The organism is Epibacterium sp. MM17-32, from assembly GCF_022348205.1.
Taxonomy (GTDB): domain Bacteria; phylum Pseudomonadota; class Alphaproteobacteria; order Rhodobacterales; family Rhodobacteraceae; genus Epibacterium.
Genome location: NZ_JAKRFC010000016.1, coordinates 84360 through 104352, shown reverse-complemented (window position 1 = coordinate 104352; position 19993 = coordinate 84360). Strand labels below are relative to the sequence as shown.

The window sequence follows — 19993 nt, the reverse complement described above, 5'->3', positions numbered from 1 at the left end:
CCAGATGCACCTCATCACCCAGGCACGGGCGGATGCGCTGCGGCTGGATCGCGGTTACTGGTCCGCCCTCCGTCGGATGCTGGACCGCACCCTGAGAAAACCCACCACCGCCGGCGACATCATGAGCGTCGCCGGCCCTCGCGCCACCCCGGACACCCCGGTCGCAGCGCTTCTGCCGATGATGTCCGACGGGGAGACCGACGCGGTGCCGATCCTCAGATACGGGCGGATCGTGGGAATCGTGACCCGCACCGATCTGATCGCGGCCCTGGCCCGCTCCACTGCGCGCCAGAACGTCTAGCCGCCTTAGGCGAGGGCGCGAGATCAGATCGGCGCGCCGCTCAATGGCGCATCCCGGTCAGCCGACGATCAGCTGCTTCATCTGCAACGCCTCATATTCCAGCGCCGCGAGGCGGAAATTCACCACGTCGCCGATGGTGATCATGCCGACAAGCTGATCCTGTTCCACCACCGGCATGTGACGAAAGCGCCCGTCGGTCATCCGGCGCAGTACCTCCACCACCGATTGATCCGGCGTCGCGGTGACCACATCTGTCGACATCAGATCCTTGACCGTTTGCGGCAGGGTCTTGCCCGGCGTATCCGCAAGGCGCCGCACGATGTCACGCTCGGAGAGAATCCCCACCAGGTCTCCTTGCGGGTTCTTCACCAGCAGCGCGCCAATCCCCTTGTCGCGCAACACCTCGACCGCATGGGCCACCGTGTCATCCGGGTTGATCCAGAACAGCCCCCCGTCTTTGCTGGCCAGAACATCGCTGACCTTGGCCTCGGCGGCGGACATATTGGTGGTCAGCGTCTGGCTGCTGGTCTTTCCCTTGCTCTCGGAGCCCCGTGTTTTCGGAGTGAATGAAGCAGGCATGGCATTTCCTCCCTTTATCATCTTATACGGTATTACAATTCTCGCCCGAGTAAACGCTTTCCGATCAGAGAGGTTCCATTGATCGACGTCACCCTCACCCCCCTCAGCGCCACGCTGCTCTTTGTGATCGCCTGCCTGGCGGGGTATCGCTATCGCACCGTCTGGAAGACCGAAGGCCCCCGCAGCCATCTGTGGCTGTTTGGCGTGATCGCGGCGCTGTGCCTGCTGGTGCTGGGCTTTGTGCCGATGCGCACCACCGGCTAGCACCCGCCGCAATAGAAAAACCCCCGAAGGTGCCTTCGAGGGTCATTATGGTTTTTGGAAAACAGCGAGAGGTCGGACGTTCAGCCCTGATCCCGCTCCATCTCTTCCAGCATCTTGCGGGCCCGCGGACAGGCCAGCCGCTCGCGCAGGGGGCTGTCGGGGTCGATGTCCTTCTTGCAGACCAGGCACTGATCCGCGTCGGAAATCGCGTTCAGCCCGCCGCAGCTGCCCTTGATCGTACGGCCGCTGAACAGGACGCCAAAGGCCATGCCCAGCATCACGATCAGGAACAATCCGAAGGTCAGCAGAAAGGTCGACATTACAGGCTCCCTGAGCTCAGGCGGCGCCGGCGGACAGCACTCAGGCTGTCAGCGCCTTGAAACGGTTGGATGCGGTGGAGGTAAACCCGGTGGCACCGTTTTCAACCGCACGATCCAGGAACAGCACCGCCATATCACGCTGATTTGCGATCTCGAGGCCGCGCTCACGGCCCAGCACCAGCATTGCGGTTGCCCAGGCATCCGCCAGCATCGCGTTGTCGGTCAGCACCGTGACCGACGCGGTGTCGTGCTCGACCGGGCGACCGGTGGTGGCGTCAATGATGTGGGAATAGCGCTTGCCGTCGTGATCGAAGAAGTTGCGATAATCGCCGGAGGTCGCCATGCCCATGTCCGACAGGCCCACCACCTGGGTCACGCCGCGGTCAAAGGCCTCGGGCGTCTCGATGCCGATCTGCCAGGGCTGACCGTCGGGGTTGCGACCCGCCGTATAAAGATCGCCGCCGATCTCCACCATATAGTCGGTGATGCCATACCCCTTGAGCACGCGCGCCACCTGATCGACGCCAAAGCCCTTCCCGATGGAGGAGAGATAGACCTCTGCCCCGGCGTTGAGCTTGGTCAGACCACCGGTCTGCACGGCCACCGACTGCGCCTGACCGCAGCAGCCCATGGCGGCGGCAATATCGGCCTCGCTCGGCAGGGTGCCCGGCGTCTGACCGGCGCCAAATCCCCAGAGGTCGATCAACGCCCCCACGGTGACGTCAAAGGCACCGTCGCTGGCCATATGCACATCCTGCGCGGCCTGCATCACGTGATGCAGCTCGGACGAAACAGCGACATCCGCGCCCTGAGCCGCCGCATTGAAGCGCGAAATCTCGGAGCCCGCATCCCAGTTCGACATCTGGCGATTGACCTGCGCCAGTGCCTGATCGACAGCGCCTTGCAGCTCTGCCTTGTCGATGGATTTGCTGTGATCGACAGCGACGATCGAGTAGCTGGTGCCCATCGTCAGCCCGCTGAGTTCCAGCAGGGACCATCCTTTCTTGCAAGCCATCAGTGCAAGTGGCATGACGATGAAGCTACGGCGAGAAAGGAGAAGAGGGTTCGACAAGGGCCTACTCCGCTAATGCTGCTAGTTGTTGGACGCGTTGTTCCCGAGAGCTTCTGGGGCAGAAAGAACCCGGGTTCAACAGTAAATTGGAAAATTTCCGTCTAAAGAACTTTCAAACCGCGTCGCAGTAACGCATAAGAGCGCCGGAAAATGGACAGGACATGAAGACGTGCAGCAACATTCGTTGAAAAAAGGTCTCGATGTTCCGGTGCTGGGGGCACCTGACAACAAGATCGAAGAGGCAGCAGAAGTCCGGACCGTCGCCGTCCTCGGACAGGATTATATCGGGCTGAAACCCCGGCTTTCGGTTCAGGAAGGCGACGTCATTGCCGCAGGCGCCCCGGTGTTTGCGCATAAGGATACGCCCGAGGTTTTGGTGACCGCCCCCGCGTCGGGCCGGGTGAAGGCGATCAACCGCGGCGCTCGTCGGGTGCTTGTCAGCGTCGAAATCGAGGTCGACGACGCCGCAGCCGAAGCGGTGGATTTCTCTGCCGTCGGTGATGACAGCACGGCGCAGGGGCTGCGGGAAAAACTATGCACGGCCGGTCTCTGGACCGCATTTCGCACCCGTCCCTATTCCAAGGTGCCCGCCCCAGACAGCAGCCCGGCGGCGATCTATGTCACCGCCATGGACAGCGAACCGCTGTCGGGGGATGCCGCCACCATCATCAATGACCAGCCCGAGGCCTTTGCCAAGGGTCTGGCTGCCGTGACCGTGCTCACCGAGGGTAAGACCTATCTCTGCCAGGACAGCGGTGCGACGATCCCCGGCGCCGACCTGGCCAGCGTGACCCCGGTGGGCTTTTCCGGCCCCCACCCGGCGGGTCTGGCCGGCACCCATATGCATTTCCTGGAGCCCCCGTCGGCAGAGAAAACCGTCTGGACCATCGGCTATCACGATGTGATCGCCATTGGCCGTCTGTTGCAGACCGGCCGGCTGGACAGCAGCCGCGTGATCGCGCTCTCCGGTCCCGAATGCAGCCGCCCCCGGCTCGTGCGCAGCCGCGATGGCGCGTCGATGACCGATCTCTGCGCCGAGGACCTCTCTGGCGACACGCCGATTCGGGTGATTTCCGGCTCCATCCTGTCCGGCCGCGCCGGCGACGGTGCCACCGCCTATCTGGGGCGCTATGCCCGTCAGATCACCCTGATCAAGGAAGACCACGATCAGATCCCGATGGGCTGGATACGCCCTATGGCCTCGAAATACGCGGTGCAGCCGGTACTCGGCTCGGCCTTTTCCAAAAAGCTTTATGCGCTGACCTCGAACCTCAACGGCGGTCGCCGCGCCATGGTGCCGATCGGCACCTTTGAACAGCTGATGCCGCAGGATTTCCTGCCCACACAGCTGTTGCGGGCGCTCTTGGTGATGGACACCGATCAGGCCCAGGCGCTGGGTGCGCTTGAACTGGACGAAGAAGACCTCGGGCTCTGCGGTTTTGCCTGCCCGGCCAAATATGAATATGGCCTCGCCCTGCGCGACAGCCTCAGCAAGATCGAAAGAGAGGGATAAGACTTTGGGTCTTCGCAATTTCTTTGATCGCATCGAGCCGCAATTCCTGAAAGGTGGCCGGTACGAAAAATTCTTCCCCATCTACGAGATGGTGGAGAGCTTCATCTACACGCCCAAGACGGTGACCACCGTCGCGCCGCATGCCCGTTCCTATATCGATATGAAGCGGATCATGACCTATGTGGTGCTGGCGACCATCCCCTGCATCCTGTTCGGCATGTACAACACCGGTCTGCAGACCAATATGGCAATTGCCGAATACGGTGCATCGGGCTGGCGCGCCGCCATCATCGAGACGCTGGGCATCGGCTTTGATCCCAACAATCCCTTTGCCAATATCATGCACGGGTTGTTGTATTTCCTGCCGATCTACATCGTGACGCTGGTTGCCGGCGGTATTTTCGAGGTGATCTTTGCCGTGGTGCGCGGTCACGAGGTCAACGAAGGCTTCCTCGTCACCTCCATGCTCTACACCCTGATCCTGCCCGCCACGACGCCCCTGTGGCAGGTGGCGCTTGGCATCATATTTGGTGTGGTGATCGGCAAGGAGGTCTTTGGCGGCACCGGCAAGAACTTCCTCAACCCGGCCCTGGTCGGTCGGGCGTTCCTCTACTTTGCCTATCCCGCCTATATGTCCGGTGAATCGGTCTGGACGCCCGTGGACGGGTTTTCCGGCGCCACCGCATTGGCGATCGGCGCCTCCGAGGGCCACGCGGCCCTGCCGGAGCGCGGGATCGAATGGATGGACGCCTTTGTCGGCACCATTCAGGGCTCCTTTGGCGAAACCTCGACCCTTGCGATCCTGATCGGTCTCGCCTTCCTGCTGATCGTCAAGATTGCAAACTGGCGCCTGATCGTCGGGTGTCTGGGGGGCATGATCGCCTTTTCGACACTGCTGAACTGGATCGGTTCCGACACCAACCCGATGTTTGCGATGCCCTGGTACTGGCACCTCGTGATCGGCGGCTATGCCTTTGGCCTTGCCTTCATGGTGACCGAACCGGTCTCTGCCTCGCACACCAACCTCGGCCGCTACATCTACGGCGCGCTCATCGGGTTCATGGTGGTGATGATCCGCGTCATCAACCCGGCCTTCCCCGAAGGCATGATGCTCGCGATCCTGTTCGGCAACGTCTTTGCCCCGCTGATCGACTACTTCGTCGTGCAGGCCAACATCAAACGGAGGGCCAAGCGCAATGTCTGATGCAAACCAGCAAAAAGGCCTGATCCGCCGCTTCCTCGACGCGCCGCCGGATTCCGTTGGCAAGACCGTCTTTGTGGCTGTGACCCTCTGCCTTGTGGCCTCCATGATCGTGTCCGCCGCCGCCGTGGCCCTGCGTCCGGTGCAAGAGGAAAACAAGCTGCGCGACAAGCGCATCAACGTTCTCCAGGTCGCGGGCGTCTACGACGAAAACGTGCCGGTGGCCGAAGCCTTTGCCGCGTTTGAGCCGCATGTGCTGGATCTGTCCTCCGGGGAATACACCGACCAGTTCGACATCGAGACCTTCGATGCGCTGGCGGCCTCGGATGACCCGGCCATCGTGCGGGCGCTGGACGAAGATCCCGCTGGTCTGGGCGGCACCATGCAGGCCTATCGCATGGTCTACGTGCTGCGCGATGATGCAGGTGCGGTCGACAAGGTGGTGCTGCCGATCGAGGGCTATGGCCTGTGGTCGACGCTCTATGGCTTCATCGCGCTCGAGGAAAACGGCAACGACATCTTCGGTTTGCAGTTCTACCAGCACGGCGAAACGCCGGGCCTCGGCGCCGAAGTGGACAACCCGCGCTGGAAAGCGCTGTGGAACGGCAAGAAGCTCTTCACCGAGGATGGCCAGCTGGCGATCACCGTGGCCAAGGCCGCACCGCCCGCCGGTCAGGCGTACCACGTGGATGCGCTGGCCGGTGCAACGCTGACATCTGTTGGCGTCGACAATCTGGTGAAATTCTGGATGGGCGAAGCCGGCTATCGCGCCTTCCTTGAGCGGCTCAAAGCAGGAGAGATCGACTGATGGCACAAACCTATCGTTCGCAACTCGTCGATCCGCTGGTCGACAACAACCCGATCACGCTGCAGGTGCTTGGTATCTGTTCGGCGCTGGCCGTGACCTCCTCGATGCAGGTGGCCTTTGTGATGGCGCTGGCGGTGACCCTGGTGACGGGGTTCTCGTCCTTGTTCATCTCGATGCTGCGCAACCAGATCCCCTCCTCGATCCGGATCATCGTGCAGATGGTGATCATTGCGTCCCTGGTGATCCTGGTGGATCAGCTCCTGAAGGCCTATGCCTATGAAATCTCCAAGACGCTCTCGGTCTTTGTGGGTCTCATCATCACCAACTGTATCGTCATGGGCCGCGCCGAAGCCTTTGCGATGAAGAACCCGCCGGTGGCGAGCTTCATCGACGGGGTCGGCAACGGTCTGGGCTACGGGCTCCTGCTGATGATCGTCGCCTTCTTCCGCGAGCTGTTTGGCGCGGGCTCCCTGTTTGGCGTCACCGTTCTGGAGACCGTGAACAATGGCGGCTGGTATGTGCCAAACGGCATGCTGCTGCTGCCGCCCTCGGCCTTCTTTGTGATCGGCCTTCTGATCTGGGGCATCCGCACCTGGAAACCGGCACAGGTCGAAGAGCGTGAATATAAAATTCAGACGGTGGAGGCACACTGATGGAAGGATTGCTTTCCCTCGCGGTCAAGGCCGTATTTGTTGAGAACCTCGCCCTGTCGTTCTTCCTCGGCATGTGTACCTTCCTGGCGGTGTCGAAAAAGATCTCGACCGCGATCGGTCTGGGTATCTCGGTCATGTTGGTGCAGGGCATCACCGTGCCTGCCAACAACCTGATCCTGACCTATCTGCTGGCGCCGGGTGCGCTGGCCTGGGCCGGGTTCCCGGATGTGGATCTGACCTTCCTTGGCCTGATCTCCTATATCGGCGTGATCGCTGCCATGGTGCAGATCCTCGAGATGCTGCTCGATAAGTATTTCCCGCCGCTCTACAACGCGCTTGGGGTCTTTCTGCCGCTCATCACCGTGAACTGCGCCATCCTGGGTGGCTCGCTCTTCATGGTGGAGCGCAGCTATGACTTTGCCGAGGCGACCACCTACGGTCTGTCCTCCGGGTTCGGCTGGGCGCTGGCGATCACCGCCATGGCGGGTGTGCGCGAAAAGCTGAAATACTCCGATATTCCCGACGGGCTTCAGGGTCTCGGTATCACCTTCATCACCGCAGGTCTGATGGCGATGGCCTTCATGTCCTTCAGCGGCGTGAAACTCTGAGAGGAGCGCAGACGTGACTACATTCGGACTAGGCGTTCTCCTGTTCACACTGATCGTTGTCGCACTGGTGACGATCATTCTGGCGGCCCGTTCCAAGCTCGTCAGCTCGGGCGACGTCAACATCACCATCAACGGTGAGAAAACCATCTCTGTTCCGGCGGGCGGCAAACTGCTGCAAACGCTGGCGGCGGAGAAAATGTTCGTCCCCTCCGCCTGTGGCGGGGGCGGCACCTGTGCGCAATGCCGCGTGCGTGTGCATTCCGGGGGTGGCTCGATCCTGCCCACCGAGGAAAGCCACATCACCAAGCGCGAAGCCTCCTGTGGCGACCGCCTGTCCTGTCAGGTCGCGGTCAAGCAGGACATGGATATCGAAGTGCCCGAAGAGGTCTTCGGCGTGAAAAAATGGGAGTGCACCGTGCGCTCCAATGAAAACGTCGCCACCTTCATCAAGAACCTGGTACTTGAACTGCCCGAAGGCGAGGATGTGAACTTCCGCGCCGGTGGCTATATCCAGATCGAGGCCCCGGCGCATAAGCTGTCCTACAAGGACTTCGACGTCGAGGAAGAGTACCGCCCCGATTGGGACAAGTTCAATCTGTGGCAGTATGAATCAACCGTCGATGAACCGATCGAGCGGGCCTATTCGATGGCCAACTACCCGGACGAAAAGGGCCTGATCATGCTCAACGTCCGTGTTGCCTCGCCGCCGCCGGGCTCCACCGGTATTCCGCCGGGTCAGATGTCGTCCTACATCTTCAACCTCAAGCCCGGTGACAAGGTCACCATCTCAGGCCCGTTTGGCGAGTTCTTCGCCCGCGATACGCAAAAGGAGATGGTCTTTATCGGCGGTGGTGCCGGTATGGCGCCGATGCGCAGCCACATCTTCGACCAGCTCAAGCGTCTGGAGAACCGCGACCGCAAGATCACCTTCTGGTACGGGGCGCGTTCCAAACGCGAGATGTTCTTTGTCGAGGATTTCGATCAGCTGGCCGAAGAATTCGACAACTTCGAGTGGCACGTGGCCCTCTCGGACGCGCTGCCGGAGGACGATTGGAAAGGCTACACCGGCTTCATCCACAACGTGCTCTATGAGGAATACCTCAAGAACCACCCCGCGCCCGAGGACTGCGAGTTCTACATGTGTGGCCCGCCGATCATGAACCAGTCGGTGATCAACATGCTGCTGGAGCTGGGCGTGGACCGCGAGGATATCATGCTCGACGATTTCGGCGGCTGACACCACGCGCCGCAATCTGCGGACACGACATACGGATCATAGGGGGGCCATTGGCCCCCTTTTTCGTGGGACGACCCCATCTGCCATGGCGGACCGTGTCGCAAACAGGCTTGACGGGGGACGTATTTGACGCTGCATTATGTACACTCATAATATTATTTGTGATGTACTTAATGTGCAGCCGGCGGGACACCCGCCCTCAACCATTGGAACAGCCAGATGTCCGCCCACGCCGCTTTGTCCGCGCAGGACCATGTCCTGCTCGACCGTCCGCTCAGCCCCTTTGACATCGAACAGATTGCCAAGGGTGCCGATCTGGTGCTGTCGGATGCGGCCATCGCCCGGATCAAGGCGGCCCGCGACATCGTGGATGCGATCGTCGACCGGGGCATCCGCGGCTACGGCATCAACACCGGCGTCGGCGCGCTCTGCGATGTCATCATCGGACCGGCGGATCAGTCAGCACTGTCCCATAACATCCTGTTCAGCCACGCCTGCGGTGTTGGCGCGCCCCTGCCTCCGGATGCGGCCCGGGCGATCATGGCGGCCCAGATCAACAACTTTTGCCATGGCCGCTCCGGTGTCCGCTGGGAAACGGTGGAGACGCTGCTGGCACTGCTGAATGCCGGGATCACGCCGGTGATGCCGTCGCAGGGGTCGGTGGGCTATCTGGTGCATTCGGCCTGCATCGGATTGCTGGTGATCGGCGAAGGCGAGGCCATGCTGAACGGGGACCGGATCAGCGGCGCCCAGGCCCTGCGCCACATCGGGCGGGCACCGCTGCAGCTTGGCGCCAAGGAGGGGCTGAGTCTGGTCAACGGCACCCCCTGCGCAACCGGTCTCGCCGCGCTGGCCTTTGCCCGCCTGTCGCGCCTGGTGGATTGGGCCGATGCCGCTGCCGCCTTCAGCTATGAACTGCTGGGGCGGCAAAGCGACCCTTTCGAGGAACAGGGCCTGGGCCTGCGCATGTCGGAGGGGATGCACACCTCGGCCAATACGGTGCGGACCTGGCTCCGCGGGCGCGGCCATGTCGCGGCGGATCGCGCCCGCACCCAGGATCCGCTCAGCCTGCGCGCGGTGCCCCAGGTACACGGCAGCGTCCGCGACGAGCTGGGCAATATCGCCGAGATCCTGCGCAACGAATTGCACAGCGTCACCGACAATCCCGTGGTCTGCGGCAGCCCGGAGGCGCCGGTGGTCTCCAGCCAGGCCAATGCCGTGGGCGCGGCCATCGGTTTTGCGGCGGACCGGCTGGCGATGATCGCGGCCCAACTCGGCGCGATTTCAGAACGCCGCATCGACCGGATGGTCAATCCACTGGTCAGCGATCTGCCGCCGTTCCTCAGCGCCGATGGTGGCCGCTGCTCCGGCCTGATGATCGCGCAATATTCCGCCTCGGCCCTCTGTGGCGAAAACCGCCGCCTGTCGGTCCCCGCGAGCCTCGACGGCGGCGTCACTTCCGCCTTGCAGGAGGACATCCTGACCCACGCCACACCTGCCGCGGAAAAGGCCCTGCATGTGATGCAGAACCTGTTCTACATTCTGGCGATCGAATTGCTGTGCGGGGCGCAGGCGCGTGATCTGCATCCCCTTCGCGGCGGGGCGGAGGCCAATGCCCGACTGTACGCGCGTTTGCGCGGACGGGTGGCCGTCTATCAGGATGATCGCCCGCTCAACCGCGACATCGAAGATGTGGCGGCGCTGCTGCGCGACGAATGTGCCTGCGCCCCGGATCTTGCAGACCGCAGGCCCCTCAGATCCGGTTCAGACGGTCTTCATCATCCACCACTGTAAGATCCCCCGCGTGCCAGCGCCACAGCACCAGGTTCAGACTGCTGTCACCGGTGCCGGGGGCAAAGCTGCGCACCAAAAGGCCCGCATACCCCGCGCCAATCAGGCTCCGGGCCAGATCCTGTGTCGGGACCTTTCGCCCATCGAGCATGGCCGCACGCCAGCCCGGGTCCGCCAGCCCGGCCGGTGTCATGCCCTGCCCCGCCAGCGCCTCCGTGTCGCGACTGTCGAATACCGGTCCCAGGTCGGCCCGATACGAGACCAGAGTGGTCGGTTGCAGATCCCCCACCTGATTGGCCTCGCGCAGGGCCGTCGCCGGATCGAGCGCGGTATAAAGCGCGGCGCAGCCCTTCGGGTTGAAGCGGCCACCGTAGCGCGCCGCCCCCACACCCGAGAGCGGCTCGCGCGCATAGACCGGGTTCAGCGCGCGATAGAGCGGCCCGTTGTAGTGCCCGTCTGTCAGGGGCATCAGGCGTAGACGCCCGCATCGACCGCGTCGATATACTCCAACACCGCCTGCGCCTTGCCGTCCTGGACCAGCTGCATCGCGGTGCGCCCGTCAAAACCCGCCAGCGGTTCGGAACGATACCAGGCATAGGCCATCAGTTCGGAGCCGAACCGGGGCTGCACCTTGTTCAGCACCTCCACCAGTTCCCGCAGGCGTCGCTGGGTCTTGGCCGATTGCACCCGCGCCCGGCGCTGCAACGCATCCTTGCCAAGCCCCACGGTCATCGCCACTTCCTCGGAGGAGGTGCGCAGCACGGCTGCGATCTTGCGCGGGTCGAACAGCCCGCCATCCGCAAATTGCATGATCTGCATCTCGACCTCCATACAGTAATACTGACGTTATATAGTGTAATTTTTGACGGCAATCAAGGTATCACAGAGAGTGGAGCCCCGCACGGCAAGGATGCAGGCGACGCAGCACGGCGACAGGTCGGGCCGCAAGACGCAAACGCAGCCTTGCAATCCATCTATATTTCGATAAAACGCGAATTATGGAAACATTGATTCCCCTCCGCCTGTCCGTCCTGGGCCATCCGCAACGCCTCTCGGTGTTCCGGCTCCTGATGCGCCGGTATCCAGACCGCGTGCCCGCCAGCGAGATCGCGGCGGCCCTGGATGTGAAACCCAGTACACTGTCGTCATATTTGTCTGCTTTGATGCAGGCCGGATTGGTGACGCAAACCCGCGAGGGCACATGGCTCCACTATCAGGTCGACATGACAGGCATGCGCGAGACACTCGATGCGCTGTTTTTCGACTGCTGCCGTGGCCGTCCCGAACTCTGCTTGCCTGCACTCCCCGATGAGACCCCGGAGACCCCTGCCATGACCGACTCGAAATACAACGTCCTGTTCATCTGCACCGGCAACTCGGCCCGGTCGATCTTTGCCGAATCGATCCTGCTTGCCGAAGGCGGTGACCGGTTCAATGTCTACTCGGCCGGCACCAAACCCTATTCCGAGCTGAGCCCCTTCGCGCTTGAGGTGCTGCGCAACAAGGGACATGACACAGCCACACTGCGCGCCAAGAACGTCAGTGAGTTCACCACCGACACCGCGCCGAAGTTCGATTTTGTCTTCACCGTCTGCGACGGTGCCGCCAATGAGGAATGCCCCGCTTGGGAGGGGCAGCCCATTTCCGGCCATTGGGGCATGCCCGACCCGGTCAAGGCCGAGGGCACTGACGCCGAACGCAGCCTCGCGTTCCAGCAGGCCTATGGCACCCTCAAGAACCGCATCCGCGCCTTTGCCGCCCTGCCCTTTGCGGAACTGGACCGGATTTCACTGCAAAAGGCGGTGGATGACATCGCGCGCGACCAGTGAGGCCGCACCGCCCTGACCCTCACGGAAATATAAGGACAGCACATGACCGTCTATGCATTGAACGGCCTTGGCCGGATGGGCAAACTGGCCCTGAAACCGCTGCTGGAACGCGGCGCCCAGATCGCCTGGATCAACGATGCGGTGGGCGATGCGGCGATGCACGCCCATCTTCTGGAATTCGATACGGTGCATGGCCGCTGGGACGCGGAGATCACAAGCGATGACGACAGCATCACCGTCGATGGCACTCGCCTGCCCGTCCTGAACCAAACCCGCATCGCGGATCTGCCGCTCGACGGCGTCGATGTGGTGATCGACTGCACCGGGGTTTTCAAAACCGAGGCCAAACTCGCCCCCTATTTTGCGGCGGGCGTCAAAAAGGTCGTGGTCTCCGCCCCGGTCAAGGATGGCGACGCCGCCAATATCGTCATGGGTGTCAATGACGACATCTATGACCCGGCCCGCCACCGCATTGTGACCGCCGCAAGCTGCACCACCAATTGCCTCGCGCCGGTGGTGAAAGTGCTGCACGAGGGGATCGGCATCAAACATGGCTCGATCACCACGATCCATGATGTGACCAACACCCAAACCATTGTTGATCGCCCGGCCAAGGATCTGCGGCGGGCGCGTTCTGCGCTCAATTCCCTGATCCCGACCACCACCGGCAGCGCCACCGCGATCACGCTGATCTACCCGGAGCTCAAGGGCAAACTGAACGGCCATGCGGTGCGGGTGCCGCTGCTGAATGCCTCGATCACCGATTGCGTGTTTGAGGTGGCCCACGAGACCACCGCCGAGGAGGTGAACGCCATGTTCCAGGAGGCGGCGACCGGCGCGCTCTCCGGGATCCTCGGCTATGAGGAACGCCCGCTGGTGTCGGCGGACTACACCAATGACACGCGCTCCTCCATTGTCGATGCGCCCTCGACCATGGTTGTGAATGGCACCCAGGTGAAGATCTACGCCTGGTACGACAACGAGATGGGCTATGCGCATCGCCTGGTGGATGTGGCGCTGATGGTGGGTGCGAGCCTGTGACCTCCACGCCCGCGCAAAACGGCCTTGCCGCCTATGTGGCGGTGACGGCGGCCTATTGGGCCTTCATGCTGACCGATGGCGCGCTTCGGATGCTGGTGCTGTTGCACTTTCATACGCTGGGGTTCAGCCCGGTGCAGCTGGCCTATCTCTTTGTCCTCTACGAGATCGCGGGCATGGTCACCAACCTGTCGGCAGGCTGGATCGCGGCGCGGTTTGGCCTGACGACGACGCTTTATGCCGGGCTCGGCCTGCAAGTGGTGGCGCTGGTGGCGCTGACGCAGCTTGATCCCACCTGGCAGATCGCCACCTCGGTGGCATTCGTGATGGCGGTGCAGGGGCTGTCGGGCGTGGCCAAGGATCTGGCCAAGATGGCGTCGAAATCTGCCGTCAAATTGCTCGCCCCGCGCGAGGGCGACGGGCTGTTTCGCTGGGTGGCGGTGCTGACCGGCTCCAAGAACGCGGTCAAGGGGTTGGGTTTTCTGCTGGGCGCAGCCTTGCTTGCGCTGGCGGGGTTCACATGGGCAACGCTGGGCATGGCGATCATCCTCGGCCTGATCCTGATCGCGGTGCTGATTGCAATGCCCGCGGGCCTGCCCACCGGGCGCAAGGGCGCAAAGTTTTCCGAGGTGTTCTCCAAATCCGCCAATATCAACTGGCTGTCGGCAGCGCGGGTGTTCCTGTTTGGCGCGCGCGACGTCTGGTTCGTGGTCGGCATACCGGTCTATTTCTACGCGGTGCTGTCGGACGGCACCGAAGAGGGCAACCGCGCGGCATTCTTCATGATCGGCACCTTCATGGCGATCTGGATCATCTGCTATGGCGCCGTGCAGGCCGCCGCGCCCCGCATCCTGCGCGCGCCATCGCGCAGTGAGGCTGACCTGATCGCCGCCGCTCGCCGCTGGGCTGCAATGCTCGCGGTGGTGCCCGCCATTCTCACGGCGGCCGTGCTGATGTCGGGCGGACCTGCGCTCTGGCTCACCGTGACGCTGGTGGCAGGCCTCTTGCTGTTTGGTGCGCTTTTTGCGGTGAATTCCTCGCTCCACTCCTATCTGATCCTCGCCTTTTCCAAGGACGAACGGGTCACGATGGATGTGGGGTTTTATTACATGGCCAATGCAGGCGGGCGGCTATTGGGCACTGTTCTGTCGGGCCTCACCTATCAACTGGGCGGCGTTGCAGCCTGCCTCGGCACGGCCACGGTGATGATCGCCCTGAGCGCGCTGATCGCCGGTCGCCTGACCGCCCCAACACCAGAAAGCACCCCAGCATGAGCATCTTTGAAAAATACCTGAGCATCTGGGTGGCGCTGGCCATGGTTGCGGGCATTGCGCTTGGCAATCTCTCCCCTGCCCTCGTGGACACCATTGCCGCCGCCGAGGTCGCCAGTGTCAATCTGGTGGTGGCGGTGCTGATCTGGGCCATGGTCTACCCGATGATGATCGGCGTGAACCCCAAGAGCCTGCGGGATGTGGCACGCCAGCCCAAGGGGCTTGCGATCACGCTGGTGGTCAACTGGCTCATCAAACCCTTCAGCATGGCCGCCCTTGGTGTTCTGTTTTTCGAGGTGGTCTTTGCCCCCTTCCTGAACCCCGCAGACGCCCAGCAATATATCGCCGGGCTGATCCTTCTGGGGGCCGCGCCCTGCACCGCCATGGTGTTTGTCTGGTCGCAACTGACCAAGGGCGACGAGAGCTATACGCTGCTGCAAGTCTCGGTGAACGATCTGATCATGGTGGTGGCCTTTGCCCCCATCGTGGCCTTCCTGCTCGGGGTCACCGATATCGAGGTGCCGTGGAGCACGCTGATCCTGTCGGCGGTGTTGTTTGTGCTGCTGCCCCTTGTGGCCGGTCTCTGGACCCGGGGGCGTCTGGGGGATGAGGCGCGTATCGCCGCCTTCCTGGCACGGATCAAGCCGCTGTCGATCATCGGCCTGATCGCAACCGTGGTGATCCTGTTTGGCCTGCAAGGTCAGGTCATTCTCGACCGCCCCGCCGTGATCGCCATGATCGCCCTGCCGATCCTGATCCAGAGCTATGGCATTTTCTTCATCGCCTATGGCGCCGCCTACGCGATGCGGGTGCCGCACCGGATCGCCGCCCCCTGCGCGTTGATCGGAACGTCGAACTTCTTTGAACTGGCGGTCGCGGTGGCAATCAGCCTCTTTGGACTCAATTCCGGCGCAGCATTGGCCACCGTCGTCGGCGTGCTGGTCGAGGTGCCGGTGATGCTCACCCTGGTGGGTTTTGCCAACCGAACGCGGGCCCGGTTTGCCCCGGCGCCCGCACTGTCCCCGCGCTAAGCCCGACCCAGCTCAGGCCTCTGCCGCATCCGCTGGGTCGTCAAAGGCGTCGGGCTCCAGCTCCTGCCAGAAGGCAATGATGGCGCCGGCGTTCAGCGCCGAGCGCCACCCGTGCTGGCGGAAATGCTCGCGGTCGAGATCACTGTCGAGCCGCGACAGGAACAGGCGCTTGTCGGCATCGCGTTGCGTCGGGTTTCGCCGCGAAACCAGGGTTTCGACAATATCGAGGTGGCGCGCCCTGTCCCGCCGCTCCGCCGCCCGCGCGGCAAAGGCTGCATCCTCCGCTGCCTTTTCCGCCGCGCGCGCCTCGCGTTCCGCCGCCAGGCGCGCTTCGGTCTCCGGGTCCGGCTTGGACGGGGTCGCCCGCCCCTCTTGCGCCACGGAGTAATCACCGTTGATCGCCGCCCGCAAATAGCCGACGCGGGATTTCACCTCGCCCTGCCCCGACACATAGTCGAGCTTTTCCTGAACATAGTCCTGCCCATGTTCGGTGATCCATTGCCGCGCCAGCCGGTCCGAGACCCCCTGCCCGCGCAATGCCTTGTAGACCGGCAGATTGCGCAGCCCGTCGCTGTCATCGATCTGGAACATCGCCATCTGCGGATTTTCCTTGATCAGAAAACGGATCTCGCTGACGGCACGCCCTTTCTTGCGGGTCTGCGGCTCGATGATGATGTCGGAGCTTTTGTTGACCTCGGCCACCGCCGGTTTGATGATCTTGGCGTTGAGGTGCTTGAAACTCTCGTAATAGGCGGACCCGTCCACCCCCATCAGCTTGCGAAAGATGTCGAGACTCCACCACCCCGTCGATCCCGTCCGCACGAAGCGATAGCAGTTTTCATACAGGGCCAGCCCGTGGCCGGAGGTGAAGTTGCGCTGTATCTTTACATTGATCAGCGCGTAGATCTTCGGGTCATGCAGCTTCTGCGCCAAGGCCGGGGAATAGGCATATTCACAGACGCCGTTCTTCAGCTTGGCATAGCTCAGCAGCGCCGAGACCCCCCATTCCTGGTGGCCCTGCTCATCCAGCATGTCCCATTCCGCAACCGTTTCCGCCAGCGCCCGGAGACTGGCGCGCAGACTGTCCACATCGTTGGAGTTGTATCCCACCATCATCGCCAGCGTGCGCGCGTCGATGGTGTGGCTGCGGGCCGAGGTCAGCGTGTCGTAGGCATTCAGCAACAGCACATTCGACAGCTTGCGCTGCAACAGAGTCAGCTTGCCACTGATGTGGATTGCGGCGACATTCTTTTTCACCGTCTCTCGCGTCAACGCGCCGGTCAGCCGTTCCGCATCGAAAGCCTGCTCTGCCATGGAATCATCTGCCTTGATGTTTTTTGCAACTCTGCCACAAAAGGAACCCAGCAGACAATTACCCATGGGTTCCTTTCACGCGGCACGACAGAGGTCCTCCCTTGGCCCCAAAGGTACCCATCCACGGGATGTCCGAAGCAATTCTACCAGGAATGCGAATCATGCGCCCTCGCAACTCCACACCTCAGATCGCCAGAGCGCGGCGGAGGAAACAGGGTCTAACCCGGGCCTTCAGTGTCGAATTTCGAGTCCGAAACCGCTCCACGCGCGGCATTGGCGCTCTGTGTCATAGGTTTCGCGCCGGGGGACCCATCCCGAGAATCGGGACCTTTCCTCCCGCTCAAGGGACCTGTTCATCCTGCATACGGGTCCCTTTCGTCCTGCATATAGGCACCCATCTTCCTGTAAAGTGGCACCTTTGGCCGCTTAAGGCATTGAGTACAAATGATTTCCCCGACCTAAAGATTCTAAAGACTCTAAAAAAACTAAACGCTTTGTTGTGTTTTCATTTCTGGGTTTTTTGATGCAAGGCCGCCAAGGATGATGCCAACCCCCTACGTTTCGCCACGAAACCGCTGACAGGCACCTGAAAAATCTCCGCACCGGGTCCGTATGACCTATGCAGGCGCGGGGATGTTCTCTATTCTTGGGCATATAACAAAAAACCGCAGACATTCATCGAGATCGAGCAACCTGATGAGTACCCCTCCATTGCCCCCCTATTTCAATCTGGACCCGGAAAAAGCCGCAGGCAAGCTGCCCGATCCGATCCAGACCACCCGCTTTGCCAAAGCCGCTGCGTTGTGCACCAAGGGACGCGAGGATCTGGCCCGACGTGGTTACGCCCCCGACGGCGAAAAGCGGCTGCGCAAGTTTTCCGTCTGGGAAATCACCCGCTATCTGATCCCGGTTGCACCGCAACATCTGCGTCGGGTTCTGAAGGCGCATCCGGATCTGCCCCAGGGCGAAGGCGAAGGTGGCTCCAAATGGTTCACCCTCGAAGAAGTCCTCGCCCTGCGTCAGCATTTCGCAAGCGAGGGGATCTCGACCAAGGAATACCTGCCCTACCGGCCGGAAGGTCTGCCGGCCAAGGTCACCGCGGTTGCCAATTTCAAGGGCGGCGTGGGCAAGACCTCGACAGCCGCGCATCTGGCGATGTCGGCGGCGCTGGACGGTTACAAGGTGCTGGTGATCGACCTCGACAGCCAGGGCTCCATGACCTCGATCCTCGGCGGCACCGTGGAGGACGAATGGTCGACGGTGTTCCCGCTGGTGGCCAAGGATTACGCCAAGGCCGTGCTGGAAGAAAACGCTGTCCGCGCCGCCGCCGGCGAGCCGGAGCTGGCGCTGGATGAAACCCTGAACGAGGCGCTGACGGTTTCGCCGCGAAACGTCATCCAGAAAACCCACTGGCCCAATATCGACCTGATCGGCGCGCAGCTGAACCTCTATTGGGCGGAGTTCCAGATTCCGGTCTGGCGCATGGGGCTGCGGAGCTGGCCGCTCTGGGATGCGTTGAGCAACTTTCTTCAGGACGAAGGTATCCTCGACGAGTACGACATCGTCTTTCTCGATACGCCGCCGGCGCTTGGCTATCTGACCATCAACGCGCTGGCCGCTGCCGATATCCTGCTGGTGCCGCTGGGGGCATCGTTTCTGGAATTCGACAGCACGGGGCGGTTCTTTGACATGCTCTATTCGACCTTTGCGTCGATCGAGGAGGGCGAGAACGTTGCGCAGCGTGCGGCCGGTTTGCCTGAAATTAAGTTCGAATGGGATGTAGTAAGGGCGCTGATCACGCGCTTTGACGCCAGTCAGCAGACGGATATGGCGAATGTGATCCAGGCTTACTTCGGCGATTTCATGAATGCCTACCGTCAGGATGTCACGGCCCTCGTGGGCCAGGCGGGAGAGCAGGTAAATGGGATCTATGAAGCGGATTATCGCGACTTCAACCGCGATACCTATGTACGCGGGCGGGAAACCTTTGATCGCACCTATGCCGAGTTCAAGGAACTCCTCATCGGCAGCTGGTGGCGCGATGCCCGGATGGCAGGGGACCAGCAGGATGGCTAAACGCAGACGACTGACCGCACCGGATGCCTCGGAGATCGAGGCGCTGGAAGAGGGTTTCGCGACGAAACCAAGCGTCAACCCGTTCGAAACAGGCACCCAGAGCGCGCCGCCGATCGCCAAGGTCTCGGCCGAAACCGCCAAGCTGCGCGGCATGGCGGCGGTGACCGACCGGGTGGAGATGGCCCGCGACAAGGCCGATGCCGGTCGCTGGCGCAGCGCGGAAGAAGCGGGGCAGGTGGTGCAACCGGTGCCGCTGGAACAGATCGACCGCGACTACCTGCGGCGGGATCGCATGGCGGTGGACGAGGAGGAGCTTCAGGAGCTGATTGCCTCGGTGCGCCAGAACGGCTTGCGCAGCCCGGTCGAAGTGGTGGCGCTGGAGGACGGCGGCTATGGCCTGGTGTCCGGGTTCCGCCGGCTTGAAGCCTATGCGCGTCTGAACCGTGGTCACGAGGGGTTTGCCGAGATCCCCGCCTTTGTGCGTCAGGGCAGCGACAGCGCCGCGGCCTATGTCTCCATGGTCGAGGAAAACGAGCTGCGGGCCAATCTGACGCCCTATGAACGGGGCCGCATTGCGGTCCTGGTGACGGGGCAGGGGGTCTTTGCCTCGGTCGAGGAAGCGGTGGATGTCCTGTTCGCGGCGGCGTCCAAGGCAAAGCGCTCCAAGGTGCGCAGCTTTGCCGCCGTGCATGAGGGGCTGGGCGATCTGCTGCGCTATCCCAGTGCGCTGTCCGAGAAGGCCGGATTGCGGCTGGCGGCGGCGCTGCGGGCCGGGGGGCAGGCGGGTTTGCGGCAGGTCCTTGCCGGCGCCGCACCGGACAGTGAACGCGCGGAATGGAAGCTGCTGGAAACAGCGCTGAATGCCCAGGACCAGCGCGGGGCCGCTGCCGTATCCGCCCGCGGTGGGCGCCCGCGTCAGGTCACCCGGCTAAGCCCGCGCAGCCTGCAAGGGGGCGGAGATCTGAGCGCTGAGGTGTCCCCGAAAGCGGTCCGGATCGACCTCAAGGGGCGCGGGTTGTCACCAGAGCAGGTCGAAACCTTGCTGACACTGATCCAAGCCCACGTCAGCGACGCGGAGTAAGCGCAG

Annotated in this window: 21 protein-coding genes; 15 read left to right on the top strand and 6 right to left on the bottom strand. The window is 62.5% G+C overall.

The window, feature by feature from the left end; translation table 11 throughout:
- Positions 1-301, top strand: a 301-nt coding sequence (locus MHM88_RS19880) for a CBS domain-containing protein (protein ID WP_239368507.1), incomplete at its 5' end; no start/stop codon positions are given.
- A 57-nt stretch (positions 302-358) separates the two neighbouring features.
- Here MHM88_RS19880 and MHM88_RS19875 read toward each other — a convergent pair.
- On the bottom strand, positions 359-880 hold the full coding sequence (locus tag MHM88_RS19875) for a CBS domain-containing protein (RefSeq protein ID WP_239368505.1): 522 nt from the start codon (positions 878-880) through the stop codon (positions 359-361).
- A 78-nt stretch (positions 881-958) separates the two neighbouring features.
- Between MHM88_RS19875 and MHM88_RS19870 the strand changes: the two genes are divergently transcribed.
- Entirely contained in the window at positions 959-1144 is a 186-nt protein-coding gene (locus MHM88_RS19870; RefSeq protein ID WP_239325348.1) for a hypothetical protein, read from the top strand.
- Positions 1145-1224: 80 nt separating this feature from the next.
- Here MHM88_RS19870 and nqrM read toward each other — a convergent pair whose 3' ends face one another.
- Together nqrM and MHM88_RS19860 are read right to left on the bottom strand one after the other, a co-directional pair.
- Entirely contained in the window at positions 1225-1464 is a 240-nt protein-coding gene (gene nqrM, locus MHM88_RS19865) for a (Na+)-NQR maturation NqrM (protein ID WP_239325350.1), read from the bottom strand.
- Positions 1465-1504: 40 nt separating this feature from the next.
- Entirely contained in the window at positions 1505-2494 is a 990-nt protein-coding gene (locus MHM88_RS19860; RefSeq protein WP_239368503.1) for an FAD:protein FMN transferase, read from the bottom strand.
- Between the two features lie 211 nt (positions 2495-2705).
- On the opposite strand from MHM88_RS19860, the gene MHM88_RS19855 reads away from it, so the two are divergent.
- The 7 genes from MHM88_RS19855 (at position 2706) to hutH (ending at position 10350) form a co-directional block, all read left to right on the top strand.
- The gene (locus tag MHM88_RS19855) at positions 2706-4049 is read left to right on the top strand and encodes a Na(+)-translocating NADH-quinone reductase subunit A (protein ID WP_239368501.1); all 1344 of its coding nucleotides are present in this window, start codon (positions 2706-2708) and stop codon (positions 4047-4049) included.
- Positions 4050-4053: 4 nt separating this feature from the next.
- Positions 4054-5253, top strand: coding sequence for an NADH:ubiquinone reductase (Na(+)-transporting) subunit B (locus MHM88_RS19850; protein ID WP_239325152.1), 1200 nt, complete (start codon positions 4054-4056; stop codon positions 5251-5253).
- Positions 5246-6058: a Na(+)-translocating NADH-quinone reductase subunit C gene (locus MHM88_RS19845; protein ID WP_239368499.1), complete on the top strand. Its 813-nt coding sequence runs from the start codon at positions 5246-5248 to the stop codon at positions 6056-6058. The genes MHM88_RS19850 and MHM88_RS19845 overlap by 8 nt, the downstream gene beginning before the upstream one ends.
- Positions 6058-6711, top strand: coding sequence for an NADH:ubiquinone reductase (Na(+)-transporting) subunit D (locus tag MHM88_RS19840; RefSeq protein WP_239368497.1), 654 nt, complete (start codon positions 6058-6060; stop codon positions 6709-6711). The genes MHM88_RS19845 and MHM88_RS19840 overlap by 1 nt, the downstream gene beginning before the upstream one ends.
- Positions 6711-7319 carry an NADH:ubiquinone reductase (Na(+)-transporting) subunit E gene (gene nqrE, locus MHM88_RS19835; RefSeq protein WP_239325158.1) on the top strand — a complete coding sequence of 203 codons (609 nt, stop codon included), beginning with the start codon at positions 6711-6713 and terminating at the stop codon, positions 7317-7319. The genes MHM88_RS19840 and nqrE overlap by 1 nt, the downstream gene beginning before the upstream one ends.
- Positions 7320-7332: 13 nt before the next feature.
- A complete protein-coding gene (nqrF, locus tag MHM88_RS19830) occupies positions 7333-8556 on the top strand; it encodes an NADH:ubiquinone reductase (Na(+)-transporting) subunit F (RefSeq protein WP_239325160.1) in 1224 nt (407 codons plus the stop codon).
- Between the two features lie 219 nt (positions 8557-8775).
- Positions 8776-10350: a histidine ammonia-lyase gene (gene hutH / locus MHM88_RS19825; protein ID WP_239368495.1), complete on the top strand. Its 1575-nt coding sequence runs from the start codon at positions 8776-8778 to the stop codon at positions 10348-10350.
- Here the strand turns inward: hutH and MHM88_RS19820 are convergent.
- A complete protein-coding gene (locus MHM88_RS19820) occupies positions 10310-10816 on the bottom strand; it encodes an RES family NAD+ phosphorylase (protein ID WP_239325164.1) in 507 nt (168 codons plus the stop codon). The two genes, hutH and MHM88_RS19820, sit on opposite strands and share 41 nt — an antisense overlap.
- On the bottom strand, positions 10816-11166 hold the full coding sequence (locus MHM88_RS19815) for an MbcA/ParS/Xre antitoxin family protein (protein ID WP_239325166.1): 351 nt from the start codon (positions 11164-11166) through the stop codon (positions 10816-10818). The genes MHM88_RS19820 and MHM88_RS19815 overlap by 1 nt, the downstream gene beginning before the upstream one ends.
- Positions 11167-11345: 179 nt before the next feature.
- Between MHM88_RS19815 and MHM88_RS19810 the strand changes: the two genes are divergently transcribed.
- Genes MHM88_RS19810 through arsB form a run of 4 tightly spaced genes read left to right on the top strand, consistent with a single transcriptional unit; the run spans position 11346 to position 15516 of the window.
- Positions 11346-12176, top strand: coding sequence for a metalloregulator ArsR/SmtB family transcription factor (locus MHM88_RS19810; RefSeq protein ID WP_239368493.1), 831 nt, complete (start codon positions 11346-11348; stop codon positions 12174-12176).
- 42 nt (positions 12177-12218) lie between these two features.
- Entirely contained in the window at positions 12219-13217 is a 999-nt protein-coding gene (locus MHM88_RS19805) for an ArsJ-associated glyceraldehyde-3-phosphate dehydrogenase (RefSeq protein ID WP_239368491.1), read from the top strand.
- Positions 13214-14488 (top strand): organoarsenical effux MFS transporter ArsJ, encoded by a 1275-nt coding sequence (gene arsJ, locus MHM88_RS19800; RefSeq protein WP_239368489.1) that lies wholly within the window; start codon positions 13214-13216, stop codon positions 14486-14488. Before MHM88_RS19805 ends, arsJ begins: the two co-directional genes overlap by 4 nt.
- The gene (gene arsB / locus MHM88_RS19795; RefSeq protein ID WP_239368487.1) at positions 14485-15516 is read left to right on the top strand and encodes an ACR3 family arsenite efflux transporter; all 1032 of its coding nucleotides are present in this window, start codon (positions 14485-14487) and stop codon (positions 15514-15516) included. Before arsJ ends, arsB begins: the two co-directional genes overlap by 4 nt.
- A gap of 12 nt (positions 15517-15528) precedes the next feature.
- On the opposite strand, the gene MHM88_RS19790 is transcribed toward arsB, so the two are convergent.
- Positions 15529-16830, bottom strand: a complete 1302-nt coding sequence (locus MHM88_RS19790) for a replication initiation protein (RefSeq protein WP_239368485.1) — start codon at positions 16828-16830, stop codon at positions 15529-15531.
- Positions 16831-17526: 696 nt separating this feature from the next.
- Here MHM88_RS19790 and MHM88_RS19785 point away from each other — a divergent pair.
- The gene (locus MHM88_RS19785; RefSeq protein WP_239325185.1) at positions 17527-18906 is read left to right on the top strand and encodes an AAA family ATPase; all 1380 of its coding nucleotides are present in this window, start codon (positions 17527-17529) and stop codon (positions 18904-18906) included.
- Positions 18899-19987 carry a ParB N-terminal domain-containing protein gene (locus tag MHM88_RS19780; protein ID WP_239368483.1) on the top strand — a complete coding sequence of 363 codons (1089 nt, stop codon included), beginning with the start codon at positions 18899-18901 and terminating at the stop codon, positions 19985-19987. Before MHM88_RS19785 ends, MHM88_RS19780 begins: the two co-directional genes overlap by 8 nt.
- Positions 19988-19993 lie beyond the last annotated feature (6 nt).